Origin of the sequence: Caballeronia sp. NK8 (assembly GCF_018408855.1) — a bacterium.
In the GTDB taxonomy this organism is placed as follows: Bacteria; Pseudomonadota; Gammaproteobacteria; order Burkholderiales; family Burkholderiaceae; genus Caballeronia.
In genome coordinates this window covers 169,917-191,023 of sequence record NZ_AP024327.1, presented here as the reverse complement: position 1 = coordinate 191,023, position 21,107 = coordinate 169,917, and the positions used below count along the sequence as shown (strand labels likewise).

The following is a 21,107-nucleotide window of genomic DNA, read 5'->3' as shown; positions in this document are numbered from 1 at the left end:
GTCATCGGCACGGGCGCGCCAAAACTTTAGTTCCGCTCGCGCCGTGCGGCATACGCCTTGCTCGCCGGTTGGAGTATTCGCACAGCCATAACGGAAAGGAGCCACGCATCATGAAACTCTATTACTCGCCCGGCGCGTGCAGTCTCGCCGATCACATCGCGATGCATGAAGCAGGCATGAATTTCGATCGCGTGAAGGTCGATTTCAAGACCCGGCTCACCGAAGACGGAAAGCCATTCGACGACATCAATCCGAAGGGCTATGTGCCTGTGCTCGAGTTTGACGACGGCAAGCGCCTCACCGAGAACATCGCGATTCTTTCGTGGGTCGCGCAGAATGCGCCTTCGCTCGCGCCATCGGGCGAAGACGGCAGCCTGCGCCTGCTCGAAACGCTCGCGTTCATTTCGACCGAGATCCACAAGCAGTTTGGCCGCGTGTTCAGGCCGTCTTCCGATGCGGAAGCCACGGCGGCTCGCGAGAAGATCGGCCAGCGCTTCGCGCTCATCGCGAAGATGATGCGCGGCGATTATCTGTTCGGCGACAAAATGAGCGTCGCGGATGCTTATCTTTTCACGATGCTTACATGGGCGCGGAAGATGGGCGTCGATACCCCCGCCGAGCTTCAGGCGTTCTACGCGCGCATGCGCGAGCGGCCCGCCGTAAAGCTCGCGTTCGAGCACGAAGGACTCGAATGATCGGATGACGCGGCGCGCGAACGATCGTTCGAAACTATCATCTCCGCCTTGGCTCGCGCGGCGAGTGGTTTGATACGGAATCCCTATCAAATCCCTCGCCGCATTCCCATTCGCCGACGTCACTCGCATTTCATCGGTAATCGAAGGTAAGCGTTGCTTACACATGCTCACGTTATTTAATAACGTGATTGCGTAAAGTCCGGCAACGAAATTAACCCTTTGAGGAAACCCATGAAGAAGAGTCGAATCGTCGCCGCGCTTGTTTGTGCGAGTATCGGACTGATGGCCGGTGCGGCCTTCGCACAGCCCGCGCCGGGCGGCCCGGACGCGTATCACGACACGAATCGCGGACCCGGCGGCCCTGGCGGTCCCGGTGCCCCCGGCCACGGCCCCGCGATGAACGATCACAACGGCCCGCGCCCGCCCGAGCATGCAAACGATGAATCGCGCCATCCGGACTGGCGCAAGGGCGAGCGTCTCTCGTCCGATTACCGCAATCGTCAATACGTCGTCGACGACTGGCACGGCCACGGCCTGCGCCAGCCGCCGCGCGGTTATCAGTGGGTTGGCGTCGGCGCGGATTATCTGCTGGTCGCGGTGGCGTCGGGCGTCATCGCGCAAGTCGTGATGTCGCAATAGCGAAGGCATTAAAGTCTGGCTTGCTCCCGCCGTTATATCGAATCAGGTCGATGGGCCGAAGGTGGCCCGGCCGCGATTCAACGTAACGTAAGAGTGAGCCATGCCCGATGTCCGTCTTTGGAATGCAAGCACCGATGTCGGCCGATACCGCTTCTATTTCGCGTCGATGATCCTGCTGGTGGCCATCGTCATCGTGGTGAGGCCGACGCCTCTCGCCTTCCCGCTCGACGACGCCTACATCACGATTCACAACGCGCAGGCGCTGCTGTCCGGCACGGACCGGAACTACGGCGTGTCGCCGCTGGTCGGAGCGACGAGCGAAATTCATCTGCTGCTCGTGACGGCGATGATGTCGCTGATCCAGCCGCTCGCCGCGAGCTTTCTCGTCGATATCGCAGCCGCGCTTCTTTATGCAGTCGGGCTCGCGCGCATCGCGTTTCAGTTGGGCGCGTCGTATTTCGTCGCGGCGCTCTTTGTCGCGCTCGGCCTGCTGACCGGCTACGCGCCGTATCAGCTTCTCAACGGGCTGGAAACAGGGCTCGCGATGGCAGCGGTCACGTGGGCCTTGTCCTTCGCGTTGAATCCATCGCTGTCTGTCGGCCTGCCGATTCTTTGCGGGCTGCTTCCATTCGTGCGCCCCGAACTGGGCGCGTTGTCCTGCGTCCTCCTCGCGCGACAGACATGGCTGCGCATTCGACTCGGCGAACGCGCGCACGCGGCGCGCGATGGCGCGATAGCGCTGTGCGTCGCGATGCCCTTTCTCATCTGGATGTGGTGGTCCATCGGATCGCCGATCTCGCAGACCGCATCGGCCAAGCAATGGTTCTTCGCCGAACAGGGCGCGCCTTGGAAGGCGAAATCGGCCGTGATGCTCGGCGGCTTCGCGCAGGCCGGATTGCTGCCGCTCGTGGGCATTGCGTGCCTTGCGCATCGGTCGAAACTGTGGAAGCCGGTCTGCGTCTATATTTTCGCGCTGCTCGTCGCATGGTTCGCATTCTTTCCGAGCGGCGTCACGCACAATTTCTCGCGTTATCTGTACGTCTTGTTGCCCGCCTTGCTGTGCGTGACGCTCGATTACCTGAGGACATCGCGGCTAGCCGTGCCATGGTTGATCGTCTTGACGGGCTGGCTCGCGCTCAGCTTGCCGGGCGCATGGCGCGCCTATCAATCCGGCGACCACTTCACCGATGGCGAGCTGACATCGCTCGCGCAATGGCTGAATACGAATCTGCCCGCCCGTTCGAAAATCCTGGTCCATGACGCCGGATATCTCGCTTACGCGACGCCCTTTCAGCTCGTCGATGTCGTCGGCCTGAAAACGCCGCAAAGCATGGCCTTTCATCGCGCGCGCACGGCGCCGACGAATGGCCGCGACCGGCAATCGGCCGTTTCGGCGATTGCAACGACTTCAGGTGTTCGATATGCAGTCGTGCTTCACGACGCACAAGGCTACTGGTACGCGCTGAAACACGATCTCGACGCCACCGGCTGGACCTTGCGTGAACTGCGCGCACCGTTGGAACCGAACGGATACGAGGTCTATGCGCTGACGCCGCCGACCGCGACCAGTCACGCATGCGATCTTCCCAGCCACGCCCTCGCGACCGTTTCACGCGCGCCATAGTTCTTTAATAAGGAAGCGGAAAAAGAAAAGCCCGCCGGTTGCGGTGGCGGGCAAATTGCGCTTAACGAGAGGGGATCGAAGCGCACTTCCAACACAATTCACTTCGGTTGAAGTCGATAATTCAACCACACGCTCAGGCAGTCACGCCTTTCTGCGGATCATGTCGGGCGGAGCAGTTCGTTCCAACGGCTTGCCCGGCCGATCCGGCGCGGCGACTGTCTGATCGAAGATGAAGCCCATTGCGATGTTCTCGGTGTTCCTGGAGCCACAGGCGGGACAGGTGTTGTCTTCGAGCGCATCGTCGGAGTAAATGAGCTTGTTGCATGCCGCACACCGTATGAGCATTTGCACTCCCGAATTCGCCAGAACGATCCTTAATTTATATGTCATAAAAGGGCGTTCAGCCAAGCCTCTGACGCCATGCTTTTACGAGCGCCGAACGAACTGCATCGTCAAATCCTATTCAGATGCCGCTCGTTTGAAGCACGCGTAGCAAACGTCGAGCCTGGACGCGGCCCCATCGGTCAGCGCGGATTGGCCGCGATGAAGTTCTTGACAGCCGCATAGGTAAGCTTCTTCGTCACGCCGTCATCCAGCATGACGCCGTATGGACCTTGCCCGGTCGGCGGATCGTCGTACAGCTCATAGACTTGAAGCGACTGAATGTTGTATTGCGGCGCGATCGCAAGCAGCGCGCCCATCATGTTGTTCGCCATGAATGTGGCCGCTTGGTCCGGCGTGCCGGGGAAGTTTGGACGCATGCCCACTTCGTTGATCCAGATCGGCTTGCCGAACGACTGAAGCACGCCGATCACGTTATAGCAACCCGTCCCGCCGCATGCGTTACGGATGTCGCCCTGCTCCGAATACCAGTGCCACGCGGTGATGTCCCAGGTGACGACCGGATGGCCGCTCGTGCCGTCCGGCTGCGTGCCATTCGCGAGCATCACGTCGAAGCCGTAATGCATCCAAGTATTGCCGCCGATGATGATCTTGCCGGCGGGATCGACCGACTTGATGCCCGCAATCAGACCTCGAATGATGCCGCGCGCCTGCTGAAAGCAATCGTTCTTGTAGTCGGTTCTGCGCACTCCGTCGACCCAGCCGACCAGGCATTGCGGCGCGAGTTCGTTGGAGACTTCGTAGTAGGCGTAATGCTGCACGTTGACGATCTGCTGAGCGAGCGTGTAGCTGGCCTGATAGGCCGAGTCCTCGTCGGGAAAGACGAGCGATTGCAGAATCACGGGATACACCGTCACACCTGACGTCGCCATCATCTGCGCCACGCTCGCGAGCTTTTGCGCGCCGGCCACACTGTTCACGTCATTGCGATACAGCGTGACGTTGAGGTCCTTCAGTTGCGCAAGCTGCTGTTCGGGCGTGGAGGTTACATAAGGGCCCGCTATGTTGATATGGCCGTTCATGCCGTAGAAGATGCTGCCAGAAGGAGCGATCACGGGAATTGGGGTGTCGGCTGCGGCCGTTCCACTCGCCGTGGTCGGGCTCGATGCGGCGGCAGGCGCCGACGCGCCGCCGTCCGGCGGCGTCGCCGCAGGCGACGTGCCCGTGGCAGGTGTCGTCGAAGAACTCGACTGCGACCCGCCGGAAGCTACCGTGCCACCATCGCTGCCACCACCGCCGCCGCATGCCGTTAGTACGAAGGCGACCGCGAGCGCAGGCAATATCGGGGGCCATCGTGAAGAAAGGAAACGGCGAGCCTCGGAGGAAAGAGTTGAAATGAATTCAACCATGGCGCTATCGGAATACTCAATTCGCCATCAGGCATGCGATTCATTGCTGAAAGAGAAACGCCGGCTTGAGCAACGACGCGCCGTCAGGAAGCATGCGGACACCGCGGCCGATTACACGCGGACGCTGCCCGCTTCGATGCAATTGATGAAGATCGGAATTTCGTAGCCGGCGTGAATACGCAATCGGCATACCTGTCGTAAATACGTCAGTACATCATAACGTCAGTACCGGAATATTCAAGCGCCGAGAGCATATCTACAAAAATGCCAATCGATTCCGCTTGATTGTTTCGACAGACGAAACCTGTGCGTGACTTTCACGCACCGTCACTCGTGCGGCCGGACAGCCGGTGAATTTCGCTTCGGAAACCTTACTTTTCTGAAGAAAAGCGCTGCCGTCATCGCCCCGCGCCACGGTTATTTGGTTTCTAGTTCGCGTGGCGCGGCATGAATAAACGGATCAGCGGCGCGCTTCAGTCGCCATTCTCACCGCGAGACCGGCGAGCACCGTGCCCATGAGCCAGCGCTGCATCAGCAGCCATGCGGGCTTGCGGGCGAGAAACAGCGCGATCGATCCGGCCGTCATCGCGACCGTCGAATTGACGGTGATGCTCAGCATGATCTGCACGATGCCGAAGACGAGCGACTGCCCGAGCACACTGCCGTTCGACGGATCGATGAACTGCGGCAGCAGCGACAGATACAGCACGGCGATCTTGGGATTCAGCAGGTTCGTGAAGAAGCCCATCGTGAAGAGCTTGCGCGGGCTGTCGACGGGCAAATCGCGCACCTGAAACGGCGAGCGTCCGCCCGGCTTGACCGCCTGCCACGCCAGATACAGCAGATAGAGCGCGCCACCGAAGCGCAACGCGTCGTAGGCGAACGGAACCGCGATCAGCAGCGCGGTAATGCCGAACGCCGCGCACAACATGTAGAACACGAAGCCGAGCGCGACGCCGCCCAGCGAAATGAGCCCCGCCGTGCGGCCCTGGCAGATCGAGCGCGAAATCAGGTAGACCATGTTCGGCCCCGGCGTGAGCGCCATGCCGAGCGCGACGAGGGCGAATGCGAGCAGTTGCGGTGTGTGAGGCATCGAGAACTCCAGCGCGAAAGGGTCGCGCCATTCTCCTGCCGAATGATTCACGATGCCAGATACACAATCCGCACGGCCCGTCGATACACTTGATCGAAGCCGGCAAACGCCCTGCACGAAACAGGGCGCAGCGACGCCCGAATCAACGCATGCCGCCGCTCGCGATGAGATGTTCGCCGGTCATCCAGCGCGCATCGTCCGAGGCGAGGAACACCGCGATCGATGCGATGTCGTCCGGCTGGCCGAGGCGTCCGAGCGGTGTCTGCGCGAGCGCGGACGTTTCGAAATCGGAACCGATGATGCCCGTGCTGTGCGTGCCTTCGGTCACGACCATGCCGGGATTGATCGAGTTCACGCGGATCTTTCGCGCGCCGAGTTCGCGCGCGAGTACGCCCGTGATCGCATCGACGGCACCCTTCGTGCCGCTGTAGACTGCGCTCGCCGGCGGCGTGATGCGGGTCACGACCGAACTCACATTGATGACGCTCGCACCCTCGCCGAAGTGTTTCGCGGCGGCTTGCGTCGTCAGCAAGGTGCCGAGCACGTTGATATTGAACTGCTTATGAAAATGCTCTTCGGTGATTTCCTCTAGCGTCGCGAATTCGTAGACGCCCGAGTTATTGACGAGGATATCGAGGCGTCCATACGTTTCGACCGCCGCATTCACGATGCCTTGCGCATCGGCGGCCTTCGAGACATCGCCGCCGACCGCGATCGCCTTGCCGTTCGCCGCGGTGATGTCCGCCACGACCGCTTCCGCGCCCGCCTTGCTGCTCGCATAGTTGACGACGACCGACGCGCCCTCCGCCGCGAGCGCCTTTGCAATCGCCGCTCCGATGCCTTTCGATGCGCCCGTGACGACCGCCACCTTGCCTGCGAGTTTGCTCATGATCGATTCCTTGAAGAGATTGTTTAATTCACTGATAGACCGGTTGCGTATCGGACGAAACCGGCGTGACAGCGCTCAATGTAGACATCCGATCGAGCGCGATAAAGCAGCGTAGAGTGAAAAGACTTGCGGTCTCAGGCGAATAATCGAATGCAGGGGCAACGCATGAACACGAATATGCTTCGCACGGACACGAATTTCGCCGGGCAGATTCCCGAGCTTTACGACCAGTTGCTCGTGCCGATGCTCTTCGCACCCTATGCGGAAGATATCGCGCAACGCGTCGCGGCGCACGATCCATCGCGCGTGCTGGAAACCGCCGCGGGCACTGGCGCCGTCACGCGGTCCATCGCGCGTGCGTTGCCGACGCATGTCGATATCGTCGCGACGGACCTGAATCAGGCGATGCTCGATCGCGCCGCCCTGACTAACATCGGCAGGCCCGTGACGTGGCGGCAGGCGGATGCGTTGCAATTGCCTTTCGACGATGCAAGCTTCGATATCGTCGTCTGTCAGTTCGGTGCAATGTTCTTCCCGGACAAGCCGGCCGCTTTCGCCGAGGCGCGTCGCGTACTGCGGCCCGGCGGCACGCTGCTGTTCAATGTGTGGGACCGTATCGAAGAAAACGAGTTTGCCGGCACGATAACCGACGCGCTCGGCACGCTCTTTCCAGCTGATCCGCCGCTTTTCATGAAACGCACGCCGCACGGTTATTTCGATCAAAAAACGATTGCGCGCGATCTCACAGCCGCAGGTTTCGATGCAGAACCGCAATTCGAAACGGTAACGCGACGCAGCCGCGCGGCATCGGCGGAACTGGCCGCCATCGCGTATTGCCAGGGCACGCCCTTGCGCAACGAGATCGAATCGCGCGCGGGCGCGAGTCTCGACGAAGCGACCTCGGCAAGCACCGCGGCCATCGCGGCGCGCTTCGGTTCAGGGCCGGTCGATGGACACATTCAGGCCCACGTGATCGCCGTGCAGCGCTGACCTGAGCCACGCCATCAGCGAGTCGGGTGCACAACGCGCGCTCCTGAAGCCTATATGCCCGTCCGGACGCACGGCCCACGCCATGCCGTTCTTCGCGCCGAACGCATCGACGAACGCGCCCGCGTCATCGCTGAGCGTTCGATACGCTTCCCGCGCGGGCTCGAATGACGCCGCGTGCGCGAGCTTCGGCGACACGATCAGCACCGCGCTCGCCGCCGTGCCGAGCGCGCCGCGCCACGCGTCGACGGCCGCATCGAACGCGGCGACGCGCGCGCCATCGGCATCGTCGTCGAGATAGCCGACGAGCGTGTGACGCCCGCGCCCGAGATGTTCCTGCAGGCGTTGCGCATGGCCGACGAACGCCTGCACGAGACCGCCGACCTCCGGCACGCGATCGCCGGGCGCGGGCAATTCGGCCGCCATGTCCGCGCATTCATCGGCGACGATCGCACTGCTGCCGCGATAGCCAACGAGCAATTGCGTCTCGCGCATCGCGGGCTTGATCTCGCCGTGCGCGAGAACCGTGTTCAACGCACGGCTCGTCGCTTCGACGACATCGAGCCCGACCGGCCGGCGCTCCGCTTCATAGCTGTCGAGCAGCGATTCGCTCGCGACGCCGCGCGCGACCAGCGCGAGTTTCCACGCAAGATTGTGTGCGTCCTGCAGGCCGGTATTCATGCCCTGCCCGCCGACCGGCGGATGGATATGCGCGGCGTCGCCCGCAAGGAACACGCGCCCGTGCGAATAGTGCTGCGCGATGCGGTGACTCACGCGATACACCGACGACCAGCGCATCGACGAAAGCCGTGTGCCCTTCGGCAGGATCGGCAGCATGATGCGCTCGATCTCCGCGAAATCGGGCGTGGAGTTCAACGTGTGGCGGGCGGCATCGTCGGCGAGCAGGACCATCGACAGGCGATAGCGGCGCGCCGAGCCGCGCACCGGCAACGCCGCAAGCGTGGTCGATCCGGCATCGCCCTCGCCCGTCACGTTGAAGCGATACATGCGCCCGCGCGGCAGATTCCATTCGACGTCGACATCGGCGAGCATGAAGGTCTGCGGATACTGATCGCCTTCGTAGGCGACGTTCAACTGACGCCGCACCGTGCTGCGCGCGCCATCGCAACCGACAAGCCAGCGGCAGCGGATCGTGCGGCTCTCGCCGCATGCGTCCTGGATGCGCGCATCGATGAAGTCGGCGGACACGGTGAAGTCGGCGAGCGTCGCGCCATATTCGACGTGCCCGCCGTGACGCGCGAGCGCCGCTTCCAGAATGCGCTCGGTTTCGAACTGCGCGAGCGCCAGCGCGCCATAGGGCAGCCCTCCGCGCGGAACCTCGGCGCTGAATGCGGGCGCGCCGTCCTGAAAGGTGTCGGCGCCGGTGAGCCAGACGCCCGCGTCGATCGCCTCGCGCACGATGCCGAGGTCCTCGAAAATCTCCAGCGTGCGCGCCGTGACGCCGAGCGCCTTCACGAAGAAGACGCGCTCGTCATGCGCGTCGATCACGCGCACTTTCACGCCGTCGCGGCGCAGTTCGGCGGCAAGCATCAGGCCGACGGGGCCCGCGCCGGCGATCAGCACATCTGTCGTGTCGAACATGATGCGATTTCTCCCGAGGAAACCGTTGGATGCGTGGGCGCGTGACGAGATCGTCGGCTGCCGTCAGGGAGAATAACCGTTCAGTGCGCGCTTGTGGCGCTTCAGCCAGCGAGCGGCCCGAGATGCAGGCCGACCACGCAGCCCGCGACGATCACGGCGAGCACGGTCGCGGTGATCATCGCGTAGAGGAAGTTTCGCTGCCGCGCGAACACACCGAGCATCAGCACGACGCGCAGCACCGGCAGCAGAATGAACAGCGCGACGCCTGCGGTCAGCGCCTTCGCGCCGAAGATCAGTCCCGCGCCGGTAAGCAGGCACGCGGACCATGTGCCGCACTGAAGAAATCCGGCGAGCAGGCGATCCAGGGAAGCGGACGCGTGATGTCTCGTCATTCGGCATGCACCAGAGCATCGATGCCGAGACCGTGCATGACCATCTGGCACGCGACGAGCAGCAGCATCGACAGAAAGAGCAGGCGCAGGCGCTCGCTGCGCACTTTCATGAGCACGCGCGCGCCCACGATTGCGCCGATCACCGAGCCGAGCGCGACCGGCCCGGCAATCGCGCTGACGATCTCGCCGCGCAGAAAATACGCGCTCGCGCTCGCGGCGGCCGTCACGCCGATCATGAAGTTGGACGTCGCGGTCGAGACCTTGATCGGCAGGCGCAGCGCGTTGTCCATCGCCGGAATCTTGAGGATGCCGCTGCCGATGCCGAGCAGCGCCGATACGAGTCCGGCCACGTACATCAACGTGAGACCGACGGGCACGCGCCGCACTTCATAGGCGACCTCGCGACGCAGAGCTACATCGGGATAGCTCGAATGGAGATCGAGCGCGGCGGCGAGCCCCTGTGCCGGCGCGGTGCGCGACAGGCTGGCCGGATCTTCGCGACGAATGAACATCTGCCACGCCGACACCAGCAGCACGCCCGCGAACAGAAAATCCAGCGCGGCAACCGGGACGATGCCCGCGAGCATCACGCCCGTCAGCGCGCCGAACGTCGTGCCGGTTTCGAGAACCACGGCGAGCCGCACGTTCGTCAGGCCGCCGCGCAGAAACGCCGCCGCGCCGCCGCACGAACACGCGATCACCGACACGATGCTCGTGCTGATTGCCGTGTGCATGTCGATGTGGAAGAACATCGTCAGGATGGGCACGATGAAAAGACCGCTCGCCATGCCCAGCATGCCGCCCGCCGCGCTCGCGGCGAACCCCGCGCAGAAGAGCCAGCAGGTTGCTTCGAAGCTCATCGGATCGGCCTCGTTCGAAGATCGGCGAATGCTTAATATAACATGTTATGACGTGTCGAAAAAGGCGGAAGCAAGGTCCGCCGATCGTCTCGCGCTATGATTGCCCCTTGCACGATGACAACTACAGCCGAACATGGCCCGACGAAGCAAACAGGAAGACACGCAAGCGGAGAACCTCGACACCACGGACGAAGACGCATCATCCGGCGGCGGCTCGACGTATCTCGTGCCGGGACTCGAACGAGGCCTGCGCATTCTCGCTGAATTCTCGGCACGTGAGCCCGTGCTGGGCGCGCCGGAGTTGTCGCGACGCATCGGCATTCCGCGCACGACGACGTTTCGTCTGCTGCAAACGCTCGAATCGCTTGGCTTTCTGGAGCGCGTGAACGGCGATCGCAATTTCCGGTTGGGCGTGGCCGTGTTGCGGCTCGGCTTCGAATATGTGAACTCGTTGGAACTGACCGATTTCGGCACGCCGATTCTCGAACGCCTGCGCGATGCAACCGGTCTTTCCACGCATCTTCTGATTCGCGATCAGCGCGATGTCGTGTTCGTCGCGAAGGCGCAAAGTCACGAGCCCATGTTCAGTTCGGTGAAGGTGCATGTCGGCACGCGCCTGCCCGCTCACGCAACCGTGCATGGCCATGTGCTGATGGGCGATTTATCGCTTGCCGCGCTCAAGGCGCTCTATCCCGAGGGGCAACTCGAAAAGTACACCGAGCGCACGCCCGCCACTGTCGACGAACTCTATGAACGGGTGCAGGAATGCGCGGCGCTCGGCTATGGGCTGAGCGAAGCGTCGTTCGAGCGCGGGATATCCGTCGTCACCGCGCCGGTGCGCGATCATTCCGGCGCGATCGTCGCTGCGGTGGCTGCGACCGTGCCGCGCTCGGATATCGGCGCCAATGACGAGAAAGCGCAACTCGTCGAAACGATCTGCGCCGCCGCGCTGGAACTCTCCACGCGGCTCAACTATCGCGCGTCGCCGGACGATCCCACCGTGGCCCTCGCCGCGCGCAGGATGCCCGCCTAGAACGAGTGATGAATGCCCGCAAGCACGATGACCTGATTCGCCGTACTCGAAACACCCGCCGTGAAAAACGCCGCCTTCGCACCGCCGGTCGCGTGCTCGTAAAGCGCGTTCACATAGAGCTGTGTCGACTTCGACAGCATATAGATATCGCCGATTTCGAACTGCGTCCAGCGGCCGCCTGCGAACGTCGTCGTCGCCGCGCCGCCGGCGATCCAGTTCCACGCCACCGGCTTGAAGGTCACGCCTGCATCGTATGACTGGAACGTGTCCGACTGGCCGTTCGATTGCAGCTTTACGCGCGTATAGAGACCATGCACGACGAACTTGCCGATCTCATACGATGCCCCCGCGCCCATCTCTTCCTGCTTGTCCGCCATGTAGGTCGCCGCGGGCTGGCCCTGGAACGTCGTGAGGCCGGTCGTCGCAATCGCGGGAGTGCGGTTGTGCTCGTTCGAATACGTCGCCGCCGCCTTGAACGGCCCGTTCGCATATGTGATGCCGAAGCCGTAGTTGCGGCCGGTCGAGAAGTTCGTCGTATTGCCGAGGCCCATCATCGCGCCGGCGGAAAAGCCGTAGAAGCTCGCTGAGCGGAACTTGACGGAGTTGTCATAGGGCACGACGCCGGTGTCCGCCAACTGGTCGATGTTGCCCGGATGGAACGCGTACCAGCTCGCCGCAAGATAAGCGGTCGAAAGCGGCCCGAGCATGTCGAAACTGAACGGCGTCTGATGGCCGAGCGTCAACGTGCCGACGTTCTCCTGTTCCAGCCCGAGATACGCCTGACGATTCCATAGCGTGCCGGCCTTCGCGAAGTTGCCGCTGTTCGTATAGAAGCCGTTCTCGAGTTGCGCGACGGTCTTCAGCCCGCCGCCCAGATCCTCGACGACGCGAAAGCCCCAGCGGTCGGGCTGCATGTTGCCCTGCTCCTCCATCCACTTCGGATGGCCACCGACGTTGTTGATATATGCGATGCCGGCATCGAGGCTGCCGTAGAGCGTGACTGTGCTCTGCGCGGCCGCGCCGGTCGCGACCCCGGCTCCGATGAGTCCCGCTGCAATGATGTGCTTCACCCTTCGTTCTCCTAACCGTGTGATTCGAGGGCGGGCCCTGCCCGCTTTTCCTGTTGCAGTCGTGGTGCCTTTATTGCGCTCTGCTCCGGAGGCCGTCCGTTGATCGTTCGTTATGTTCCATCTATGGATCAACGTACTGCCTATGGAAAGTATAGTGAGGTTTCCTGCGCCAAAACAATAACTTTGGGATGACTTCGGGTAGACCCCGAGTACGCCCCGCAACGCGCGCAGCAAGTCAAAAAAAGCTTACGAATCAATGTCGAACGGACGTTCTTACATCTGACGAAACGCGTCGCTCCACTTTTAAACGTTAGGTATTCAGTGTTTTCACCTAGATATCGCGATTTTTATTTTCCCGGCCTCAGACCACTCCTATAATGCCCATACACGAACTGCTGTTCCTTTAGTGGAACGCAGACGAACCAGAGGAAAGGGTGAAAGATGTCTGAACAATGGCGCTGCGCCGGGCATGCCGGCGATCTGTCGGAGGACGCACCGATCGAATTCAAGCTCGATGACGGCGCGGAAATCGGTATCTACAAAGTGGGCGACGAGCTGTACGCGCTCGAGAACGTCTGCCCGCATGCATATGCATTGCTGACGCAGGGTTTCGTCGATGGCGACACCGTCGAATGCCCGCTGCATGAAGCGGTGTTTCACATCCCCACGGGCAAATGCCTGAAAGAGCCCGGCGGCCGCGACCTGAAGACGTATTCGGTGCGCCTTGCCGGCGAAGAAATCCAGATCAAGGTGGCGTGACATGGAAAAAGTCGTGAACTTCAACCCGAATCTCAAGCCGTGGCTCGCGCCGCAGCCGAACAACGTCGCGGGCAAAGGCGTGATCGAGAAGCCGGGTGAAACCGAAAACTTCATCTGGCAGACGCGCCGTGCCGAGCCGACGCAATACGAAAACGACTTTGGCGATGCGCTCGAACGCGTCTTCGAAGCGGGCGCGCTGGAACTGGAGCAAGTGGTCGCGGGCTTGAACAAGGAAGGCTTCCGCACGCCGGAAGGCACCGCATGGACCGCCGACCGTCTCGCCGCCGAACTTCGCACGCTCGCTGAATAAAGAAGGAGCACTTCCCCATGACGTCCCCTCAGCAATCCACAACAGCCGCCGCCGATCCCGTTCAGGCTTATCTCGATCGCGGCTTGCGCAACTACTGGTATCCCGTCGCGCCGAGCTGGCAAGTGGCGAATGCGCCCATCGGCCTGACGCGCCTCGGCGATCAGATCGTGCTCTGGCGCGACCACGAAGGCAAAGTGCACGCGCTCGAAGACCGCTGCCCGCATCGCGGCGCGCGTCTGTCGCTCGGCTGGAACCTCGGCGGCAGCGTCGCGTGCTGGTATCACGGCATCGAAATCGATGGCAGCGGCACCGTGCAGAAAGTGCCCGCCGTGTCGGCATGTCCGCTCGAAGGCCAGAAGTGCGTGAAGTCGTATCCCGTCGAAGAACACGCGGGCGCGGTCTTCCTCTGGTTCGGAGATGAAGCCAACAAGGAACCCGCGCCGCTCGTGCTGCCGGAAGAACTCGTCGGCGACGAATACGCGAGCTTCCTGTGCATGTCGCACTGGAAGTGCAATTACCAGTACGCGATCGACAACGTGATGGACCCGATGCACGGCGCGTACCTGCATGCGACGTCGCACTCGATGGCCGAAGGCGACAAGCAGGCGGACATGCGCGTGCGCAAAACCGAAACGGGTCTGATGTTCGAGAAGGTCAATCAGCGCGACGTGAACTTCGACTGGGTGGAACTCGGCGAAACCGGCTGCCTGTGGATGCGTCTCGCGATTCCGTACAAGAAGAAGTTCGGCCCGGGCGGCAACTTCGGGATCATCGGCTTCGCGACGCCCGTCGATGAAGACAATTGCCAGGTCTATTTCTGGCGCACGCGCAAGGTGTCCGGCTGGCAGCGCGATGCATGGCGCTTCCTGTATCGCAATCGTCTCGAAGGGCTGCACTGGGCCGTGCTGGAGCAAGACCGCTACGTGCTCGAAAGCCTCGCGCCGAACGCGCGCAATCACGAATTCCTCTATCAGCACGATGTCGGCATGACGCGTGTGCGCCGCATGCTGAAGCAGCGCGCGCAACAGCATCTCGCCGCGCTCGAGGCGCTGCCGAAGAACACGGAGCACGCTCATGCGTGATGCGTCGAATGCGGTCAACGGCCGCCGCGTGCTCGTGACCGGCGGCGCTCGCGGACTCGGCGCGGCGTTCGTCAGGGCGCTCGTGGCGAACGGCGCGCGCGTCGCGTTCGGCGACGTCCTGCATGCGGAAGGCGAGGCGCTCGCGCGTGAACTGCCGAATGCGTACTTCTTCCCGCTCGATCTGAATGAGCCGCAGAGCATCTCCGGGTTTGTCGAAGCAAGCGTAAAAGCCCTGGGCGGTCTCGACGGCCTCATCAACAACGCAGCGATCACGAACTCGGGCGGCAAGTCCGCTGATGAACTCACGCCGCAAACGTGGGACGCCGTGATGAACGTCAACGTGCGCGGCACGTGGCTGATGAGCGTGGCGTGCCTGCCGCATCTGAAGGAGTCGGGACGCGGCGCGATCGTGAACATAGCATCGGATACGGCCTTGTGGGGCGCGCCGAAGCTGCTCGCCTATGTCGCGAGCAAGGGCGCGGTGATCGCGATGACGCGTTCGCTCGCCCGCGAGTTCGGCACGAGCAACGTGACCGTCAACGCAATCGCGCCCGGCCTCACCGAAGTGGAAGCCACCGCCTACGTGCCCGCCGAGCGGCACGAGTATTACCTCAAAGGCCGCGCACTGACGCGCGCGCAAGTGCCCGACGACGTGAACGGCCCCGCGCTGTTCCTGCTCTCGGACGCCGCGCGTTTCGTGACGGGCCAGTTGCTGCCGGTGAACGGCGGCTTCGTGATGAATTGATTCGCTCTACATATAACCTGGAGAAGGCTATGGCCGATGCAGACATCGAACGCAAATCGTGGGACCAGCCCGCCGACGCGAGCTTCGATCAATGGATGGACTCGCGCGTCGCGCGCCTCGAAACGCGCCGCTACGACTGGGACGCGCTCAAGTTCCAGGCCGACTACGACCCGAAATATCGCCGGGCGCAAATGCGCTATGTCGGCACGGGCGGCACCGGCGTCGCGAAGGACATGAACACGGTCCCCTCGGGCAGCTTCACGTTTTCGACGATGGTCATTCCCGCCGGCAACATCGGGCCGAGCCACATTCATATCGACGTCGAAGAAATTTTCTTCGTGTTGCGCGGCAAGATGAAAGTGATCTGCGAGAAGGACGGACAAACGTGGGAAGCCGTGCTCGGCGAGCGCGATCTCATCTCCGTACCGCCGGGCGTGTATCGCACGGAGATCAACATCGGCGAGGAAGACGCGCTGATGTGCGTGATGCTCGGCGCATCGAAGCCGATCACGCCGACGTATCCGCCGGATTCGCCGCTGGCGAACCTCAAGCGCTGAGGCTGCGATGAACATCGAGACGCTCGCCTCGTTCGCCGATATGCGGATCAACACCGCGCACGGCATCACGGGTTATCGCGAAGCAGGTGCAATGCACCTGCGCACCCTGCCCGTCGTGTTGCTGCATGGAATCGGCTCGGGCGCGGCGTCGTGGGTGCGGCAACTCGACGTGCTCGGCGCGAAGCGTCGCGTGCTCGCGTGGGATGCGCCGGGATATGGCGCGTCCACTCGCGTGACGAGTGAATCGCCGGTGGCGTGCGATTACGCGAACGCACTGTCAGCGTGGCTCGATGCGCTGGGCGTCACGCGCTGCGTGCTCGTCGGTCATTCGCTGGGCGCGATCATCGCGGGTTCGTTCGCCGCCGACATGCCCGAGCGCGTCGCGGGCCTGATGCTGATATCGCCCGCTGCGGGTTATGGCGCTGCATCGAAGGACGTGCGCGAGTCCAGACGCGACGCACGTTTGAAGTTGCTCGCCGAACTCGGCCCGCAACGACTCGCGCAAGAACGCAGCGCGAACATGGTCTCGCAATACGCCGATGAAACCGCACGCGAATGGGTGCGCTGGAACATGGCGCGCATCGTGCCCGAGGGCTACGCACAAGCGACGCATCTGCTCGCGAACGCGCATCTCGCAGCGGATATCGCGCGCTTTCACGGACGTATCGCGGTGGCGGTGGGCGCAGAAGACACGATCACGCCGCCCGACGCTTGCGCACCCATCGCGCAGGCCGCGCACGTCAGCCTGCAAGTCATTCCGCGTGCCGGACATGCGGGCTATGTCGAATCGCCCGCCGCCTACACGGCGCTGATCGATGCGTTTTGCCAGGGCATCGAATGTCACATGAACGACGGAGTAACACCATGACATCACTCGCCACAGAAGAAGCCGACAAGAGCGAGCCGACTTATATCGTGCCGGGCCTCGAACGCGGACTGAAGATTCTCACCGAGTTCTCGCCGCGCGAACCCGTGCTCGGCGCGCCCGAATTGTCGCGGCGTCTCGGCATTCCGCGCACGACGGTTTTCCGTCTGCTTCAGACACTCGAATCGCTCGGCTTTCTGGAACGCGCGGACAAGGACCGCAACTATCGCCTCGGCGTCGCGGTGCTGCGTCTCGGCTTCGAATACCTGAGTTCGCTCGAACTGACCGATCTCGGCCTGCCGATCATCGAAGCGTTGCGCGATGCGACCGGCCTCACGAGTCACATCCTCATTCGCGATGGCCGCGACGTCGTGTTCGTCGCGAAGGCGCAGAGTCACGCGCCGATCTTCAGCTCGGTGAAGGTGAACGTCGGCACGCGACTGCCCGCGCATGCGACCACGCATGGTCATGTATTGATGGGCGATCTCTCGCTCGATGAACTGCGCGTGCTCTATCCGGAACAACCTCTGGAGCGCTTCACGAAGTCGACGCCCGAAACCGTGGAAGAACTTTACGAACGCGTGAAGGAAGACGCCGAACGCGGCTACGCGACGAGTCAATCGTCGTTCGAGCGCGGCATTTCGGTCGTCACCGCGCCGGTTCGCAACGACACGGGGCGCATCGTCGCCGTCATCACGACGACGATTCCGCGTCCCGAGATCGACGCCGCGCTGCTCGAAAGCGGCCTCATCGACAAGGTTCGCGAAGCCGCCGACGCGCTCTCCATGCGTCTCAACTATCGTCCGGCCGCGCGTGCTTCAGCGTCGAGCCGCTATATGAAGTCTCTGGGGTTGCAATGATTCAGATCGATCTTTCAGGGCAAGTTGCGGTCGTGACCGGCGGTTCGTCAGGCATCGGCTTCGCGACGGCGCGTTTGTTTCTGCAAGCGGGCGCATCAGTGGCCATTTGCGGACGCAACGGCGAACGGCTCGAAGCCGCGCACGCCGCGCTCGCGAAGGAATTCCCGCAAGCGCAATTGCTCGCTTCACGTTGCGATGTGCTCGATGAGAGCCAGGTGAACGCCTTCGCCTCACGCGTGATAGAGCGCTTCGGCCGCGTCGACATGCTGGTGAACAACGCGGGACAAGGCCGCGTGTCCACCTTCGCCGATACCACCGACGACGCCTGGCGCGACGAACTGGAGCTGAAGTACTTCAGCATCATCCGCCCGACGCGCGCCTTTCTGCCGATGCTGAAGGATGCGCCCTCGCCCGCGATCGTCTGCGTGAACTCACTGCTCGCGTTGCAGCCGGAGCCGCACATGGTCGCGACATCATCGGCGCGAGCAGGCGTGCTGAGCCTCGTGAAATCGCTCGCAACGGAACTCGCCCCGCAACGCATCCGCGTGAATTCGATTCTGATCGGCATCGTCGAATCGGGGCAGTGGAAGCGGCGCTACCAGGACTATTTCCAGCAAGCACAAGAGCCGCGCCAGAGCTGGCAGCAATGGACCGCCGAGCTCGCGCGCAAGAAAAACATTCCGCTCGGCCGCTTCGGCTTGCCCGAAGAAGCGGCTCAGGCGCTCTTTTATCTCGCAACAACGCTGTCGTCGTACACGACCGGCAGCCATATCGATGTTTCCGGAGGCTTTGCTCGTCATGTCTAAGAAAACCACGGTCGGCGAACTGATCGCCGCGTTCCTCGAACAATGCGGTGTACGCACGGCGTTCGGCGTGATCTCGATTCACAACATGCCGATCCTCGATGCGATCGGCCGTCGCGGCAATATCCGCTATGTCGGCGCGCGTGGCGAAGCGGGCGCATTGAATATGGCCGATGGCCTCGCGCGAGTCTCGGGCGAACTCGGCGTTGCGTTCACGTCCACCGGCACTGCCGCCGGCAACGCGGCCGGCGCGATGGTCGAAGCCCTGACCGCGGGTACGGCGCTGCTGCATGTCACGGGCCAGATCGAAACCGAATATCTCGATCAGGATCTCGCGTATATCCACGAAGCGCCCGATCAACTGTCGATGCTGCAATCGATCTCTAAGGCCGCGTTCCGCGTGCGTACCGTCGACACCGCATTGCCGACGATCCGCGAGGCCGTGCGCGTCGCGCTGACCGCGCCTGCGGGTCCGGTAAGCGTGGAGATTCCGATCGACATTCAGGCTGCCGAAATCGAATGGCCCGCCGATCTGGCAGCGCCGCATGTCGGTGCGCTCACGCATGACAGCCTGCGCGTGAAACAACTCGCCGATGCGCTGACGAACGCGAAGCGCCCGCTGCTGTGGCTGGGTGGCGGCACGCGTCATGCGAAGAGCGCGGTCGAGCGTCTGGTGAAGCTCGGCTTCGGCGTCGTGACGAGCGTGCAAGGACGCGGCGTGCTGCCGGAAGATCATCCCGCAACTCTCGGCGCGTTCAACGTGCATCCGTCGGTCGAGGCGTTCTACAAGACCTGCGACGCGCTGGTGGTCGTCGGCTCGCGTCTGCGTGGCAACGAAACGCTGAAGTACAAGCTCGCGCTGCCGCAACCGCTCTTTCGCGTCGACGCCGATGCGCTCGCCGACAACCGTGGCTATCGCAACGACCTCTTCGTGCATGGCGACGCCTCGCGCGTGCTCGATGAACTCGCGACGCTGCTCGAAGGCCGCATCCGCATCGATCCGGCGTTCGCGGGCGATCTCGCCGCCGCGCGGGAAACAGCGGTCGCGGAAGTAGCGAAGGGACTGGGACCGTACAGGCGCCTCGTCGATTCGCTGCAACGCGCGGTCGGCCGCGATTACAACTGGGTGCGCGACGTCACGATCTCGAACAGCACATGGGGCAATCGCCTGCTGAAGATCTTCAATCCGCGCGCGGGCGTGCATGCGCTCGGCGGCGGCATCGGCCAGGGCATGCAGATGGCGATCGGCGCGGCGCTCTCGGGCGCGGCGAAGAAGACCGTCGCGCTCGTCGGCGATGGCGGTCTGATGGTCAACGTCGGCGAACTCGCCACGGCCGTGCAGGAAAAAGCGAACGTGATGATCGTGCTGATGAACGATCAATGCTATGGCGTGATCCGCAACATTCAGGATGCGCAGTATGGCGGACGCCGCATGTTCGTCGATCTGCATCAGCCGGATTTCGCGCAGTTCTGCGCGAGCCTCGGCCTCGCGCATCGCCGCATCACGTCGCTTGATCAGGCCGATGACATCGTGCGCGAAGGACTCGCCATCGACGGTCCGGTGCTCGTCGAAGTGGACATGCTGTCGGTCGGCTCGTTCGCGACCGCGTTCGCGGGACCGCCGGTGAAGAAGGAAGAGCCGAAGGAGCCGGAATATGCGTGATCCCCGTCATGCACAGCATGCGATCGATATCGCGATGATCGGCTTCGGCGCGATCGGATCGGCGGTGTTTCGCGCGGTCGACCGCGATCCGCTCGTGCGCATCTCGCATGTGATCGTGCCGGAACGCGATCGCGATCATGTGCGCTCGGTGCTGGGCGATCACGTCGATGTCGTATCGCACGTCGATGCGCTCGCGAGTCATCCCGAGTTCGCGCTCGAATGCGCGGGCCATGCGGCGCTCGTCGATCATGTCGTGCCCCTGCTCAAGTCCGGCACGGATTGCGCGGTCGCATCGATCGGCGCGCTGTCCGAAGCCGGTCTGCTCGATGCCTTGTCCCATGCCGCCGATGAAGGCGCGGCCACCATCACGCTGCTGTCCGGCGCGATCGGCGGCGTCGATGCGCTCGCTGCGGCGAAGGAAGGCGGCCTCGACGACGTGCAGTACACAGGCCGCAAGCCGCCGCTCGGCTGGCTCGGCACGCCCGCGGAAAACGTCTGCGATCTGCGGTCGCTGACCGAAGAAAGAGTCATCTTCGAAGGGACCGCACGCGATGCCGCGCGGCTCTATCCGAAGAACGCGAACGTCGCGGCGACCATCGCGCTCGCCGGACTCGGTCTCGACGGCACGCGCGTGCGCCTGATCGCCGATCCGGCTGTCGAGCGCAACGTGCATCGCATCGTCGCGCGCGGCGCGTTCGGCGAGATGTCGCTCGAAATGTGCGGCAAGCCGTTGCCGTCGAATCCCAAGACATCCGCGCTCACTGCGTTCAGCGCGATTCGTGCGTTGCGTAATCGCGCCGCGCGCTGCGTCATCTGAAGGAGCTTCTG

General features: G+C 63.0%; 24 protein-coding genes. 16 read left to right on the top strand and 8 right to left on the bottom strand.

What is annotated here, in order from left to right; genetic code table 11:
- The first annotated feature begins 110 nt into the window (after positions 1-110).
- The 3 genes from NK8_RS38510 to NK8_RS38500 all read left to right on the top strand — a co-directional run bounded on the left by NK8_RS38510 (position 111) and on the right by NK8_RS38500 (position 2,958).
- Positions 111-695, top strand: coding sequence for a glutathione binding-like protein (locus tag NK8_RS38510; RefSeq protein WP_213234410.1), 585 nt, complete (start codon positions 111-113; stop codon positions 693-695).
- Between the two features lie 231 nt (positions 696-926).
- On the top strand, positions 927-1,334 hold the full coding sequence (locus NK8_RS38505) for an RcnB family protein (protein WP_213234409.1): 408 nt from the start codon (positions 927-929) through the stop codon (positions 1,332-1,334).
- 100 nt (positions 1,335-1,434) lie between these two features.
- Positions 1,435-2,958, top strand: a complete 1,524-nt coding sequence (locus NK8_RS38500; RefSeq protein ID WP_213234408.1) for a hypothetical protein — start codon at positions 1,435-1,437, stop codon at positions 2,956-2,958.
- Between the two features lie 141 nt (positions 2,959-3,099).
- Here the strand turns inward: NK8_RS38500 and NK8_RS38495 are convergent, their stop codons facing one another.
- Complete coding sequence (locus NK8_RS38495) at positions 3,100-3,303, bottom strand: hypothetical protein (RefSeq protein ID WP_213234407.1); 204 nt, start codon at positions 3,301-3,303, stop codon at positions 3,100-3,102.
- A gap of 179 nt (positions 3,304-3,482) precedes the next feature.
- Positions 3,483-4,415 carry a lipopolysaccharide biosynthesis protein gene (locus NK8_RS38490; protein WP_225936676.1) on the bottom strand — a complete coding sequence of 311 codons (933 nt, stop codon included), beginning with the start codon at positions 4,413-4,415 and terminating at the stop codon, positions 3,483-3,485.
- Between NK8_RS38490 and NK8_RS43215 the strand changes: the two genes are divergently transcribed.
- The gene (locus NK8_RS43215; protein WP_225936675.1) at positions 4,393-4,875 is read left to right on the top strand and encodes a hypothetical protein; all 483 of its coding nucleotides are present in this window, start codon (positions 4,393-4,395) and stop codon (positions 4,873-4,875) included. The genes NK8_RS38490 and NK8_RS43215 overlap by 23 nt on opposite strands.
- Before the next feature lie 294 nt (positions 4,876-5,169).
- Here NK8_RS43215 and NK8_RS38485 read toward each other — a convergent pair whose 3' ends face one another.
- Both NK8_RS38485 and NK8_RS38480 read right to left on the bottom strand, forming a co-directional pair.
- Positions 5,170-5,802, bottom strand: coding sequence for a LysE family translocator (locus tag NK8_RS38485; RefSeq protein WP_213234405.1), 633 nt, complete (start codon positions 5,800-5,802; stop codon positions 5,170-5,172).
- Between the two features lie 142 nt (positions 5,803-5,944).
- Positions 5,945-6,691 carry a glucose 1-dehydrogenase gene (locus tag NK8_RS38480; protein ID WP_213234404.1) on the bottom strand — a complete coding sequence of 249 codons (747 nt, stop codon included), beginning with the start codon at positions 6,689-6,691 and terminating at the stop codon, positions 5,945-5,947.
- A 165-nt stretch (positions 6,692-6,856) separates the two neighbouring features.
- Between NK8_RS38480 and NK8_RS38475 the strand changes: the two genes are divergently transcribed.
- Complete coding sequence (locus NK8_RS38475) at positions 6,857-7,681, top strand: class I SAM-dependent methyltransferase (protein ID WP_213234403.1); 825 nt, start codon at positions 6,857-6,859, stop codon at positions 7,679-7,681.
- Here the strand turns inward: NK8_RS38475 and NK8_RS38470 are convergent.
- The 3 genes from NK8_RS38470 to NK8_RS38460 form a co-directional block, all read right to left on the bottom strand.
- The gene (locus NK8_RS38470) at positions 7,628-9,280 is read right to left on the bottom strand and encodes an FAD-dependent monooxygenase (RefSeq protein WP_213234402.1); all 1,653 of its coding nucleotides are present in this window, start codon (positions 9,278-9,280) and stop codon (positions 7,628-7,630) included. The two genes, NK8_RS38475 and NK8_RS38470, sit on opposite strands and share 54 nt — an antisense overlap.
- A gap of 101 nt (positions 9,281-9,381) precedes the next feature.
- Entirely contained in the window at positions 9,382-9,672 is a 291-nt protein-coding gene (locus tag NK8_RS38465) for a DUF1634 domain-containing protein (protein ID WP_213234401.1), read from the bottom strand.
- Complete coding sequence (locus NK8_RS38460; protein WP_213234400.1) at positions 9,669-10,532, bottom strand: sulfite exporter TauE/SafE family protein; 864 nt, start codon at positions 10,530-10,532, stop codon at positions 9,669-9,671. Before NK8_RS38460 ends, NK8_RS38465 begins: the two co-directional genes overlap by 4 nt.
- Before the next feature lie 133 nt (positions 10,533-10,665).
- Here NK8_RS38460 and NK8_RS38455 point away from each other — a divergent pair, with 133 nt between their 5' ends.
- Entirely contained in the window at positions 10,666-11,565 is a 900-nt protein-coding gene (locus tag NK8_RS38455; RefSeq protein WP_213234399.1) for an IclR family transcriptional regulator, read from the top strand.
- Here the strand turns inward: NK8_RS38455 and NK8_RS38450 are convergent.
- Positions 11,562-12,635 carry a porin gene (locus NK8_RS38450; protein WP_162069496.1) on the bottom strand — a complete coding sequence of 358 codons (1,074 nt, stop codon included), beginning with the start codon at positions 12,633-12,635 and terminating at the stop codon, positions 11,562-11,564. The two genes, NK8_RS38455 and NK8_RS38450, sit on opposite strands and share 4 nt — an antisense overlap.
- A 441-nt stretch (positions 12,636-13,076) precedes the next feature.
- On the opposite strand from NK8_RS38450, the gene NK8_RS38445 reads away from it, so the two are divergent.
- Genes NK8_RS38445 through NK8_RS38400 form a run of 10 tightly spaced genes read left to right on the top strand, consistent with a single transcriptional unit; the run spans position 13,077 to position 21,096 of the window.
- A complete protein-coding gene (locus tag NK8_RS38445) occupies positions 13,077-13,394 on the top strand; it encodes a non-heme iron oxygenase ferredoxin subunit (RefSeq protein ID WP_035500201.1) in 318 nt (105 codons plus the stop codon).
- Between the two features lies 1 nt (position 13,395).
- Entirely contained in the window at positions 13,396-13,704 is a 309-nt protein-coding gene (locus NK8_RS38440) for a recombinase-like helix-turn-helix domain-containing protein (protein WP_213234398.1), read from the top strand.
- 17 nt (positions 13,705-13,721) lie between these two features.
- Positions 13,722-14,786 (top strand): aromatic ring-hydroxylating dioxygenase subunit alpha, encoded by a 1,065-nt coding sequence (locus NK8_RS38435; protein WP_213234397.1) that lies wholly within the window; start codon positions 13,722-13,724, stop codon positions 14,784-14,786.
- Positions 14,779-15,531, top strand: coding sequence for an SDR family oxidoreductase (locus NK8_RS38430; RefSeq protein WP_213234396.1), 753 nt, complete (start codon positions 14,779-14,781; stop codon positions 15,529-15,531). Before NK8_RS38435 ends, NK8_RS38430 begins: the two co-directional genes overlap by 8 nt.
- Before the next feature lie 29 nt (positions 15,532-15,560).
- Positions 15,561-16,088, top strand: coding sequence for a cupin domain-containing protein (locus NK8_RS38425; RefSeq protein WP_162069493.1), 528 nt, complete (start codon positions 15,561-15,563; stop codon positions 16,086-16,088).
- Positions 16,089-16,128: 40 nt separating this feature from the next.
- Positions 16,129-16,956, top strand: coding sequence for an alpha/beta fold hydrolase (locus NK8_RS38420; RefSeq protein WP_225936688.1), 828 nt, complete (start codon positions 16,129-16,131; stop codon positions 16,954-16,956).
- Positions 16,953-17,813 carry an IclR family transcriptional regulator gene (locus NK8_RS38415; protein ID WP_213234394.1) on the top strand — a complete coding sequence of 287 codons (861 nt, stop codon included), beginning with the start codon at positions 16,953-16,955 and terminating at the stop codon, positions 17,811-17,813. The genes NK8_RS38420 and NK8_RS38415 overlap by 4 nt, the downstream gene beginning before the upstream one ends.
- Complete coding sequence (locus NK8_RS38410; protein ID WP_213234393.1) at positions 17,810-18,619, top strand: SDR family oxidoreductase; 810 nt, start codon at positions 17,810-17,812, stop codon at positions 18,617-18,619. Before NK8_RS38415 ends, NK8_RS38410 begins: the two co-directional genes overlap by 4 nt.
- Entirely contained in the window at positions 18,612-20,279 is a 1,668-nt protein-coding gene (locus NK8_RS38405) for a thiamine pyrophosphate-binding protein (RefSeq protein ID WP_213234392.1), read from the top strand. The genes NK8_RS38410 and NK8_RS38405 overlap by 8 nt, the downstream gene beginning before the upstream one ends.
- Positions 20,272-21,096: an aspartate dehydrogenase gene (locus tag NK8_RS38400; protein ID WP_213234391.1), complete on the top strand. Its 825-nt coding sequence runs from the start codon at positions 20,272-20,274 to the stop codon at positions 21,094-21,096. Before NK8_RS38405 ends, NK8_RS38400 begins: the two co-directional genes overlap by 8 nt.
- Positions 21,097-21,107: the final 11 nt, after the last annotated feature.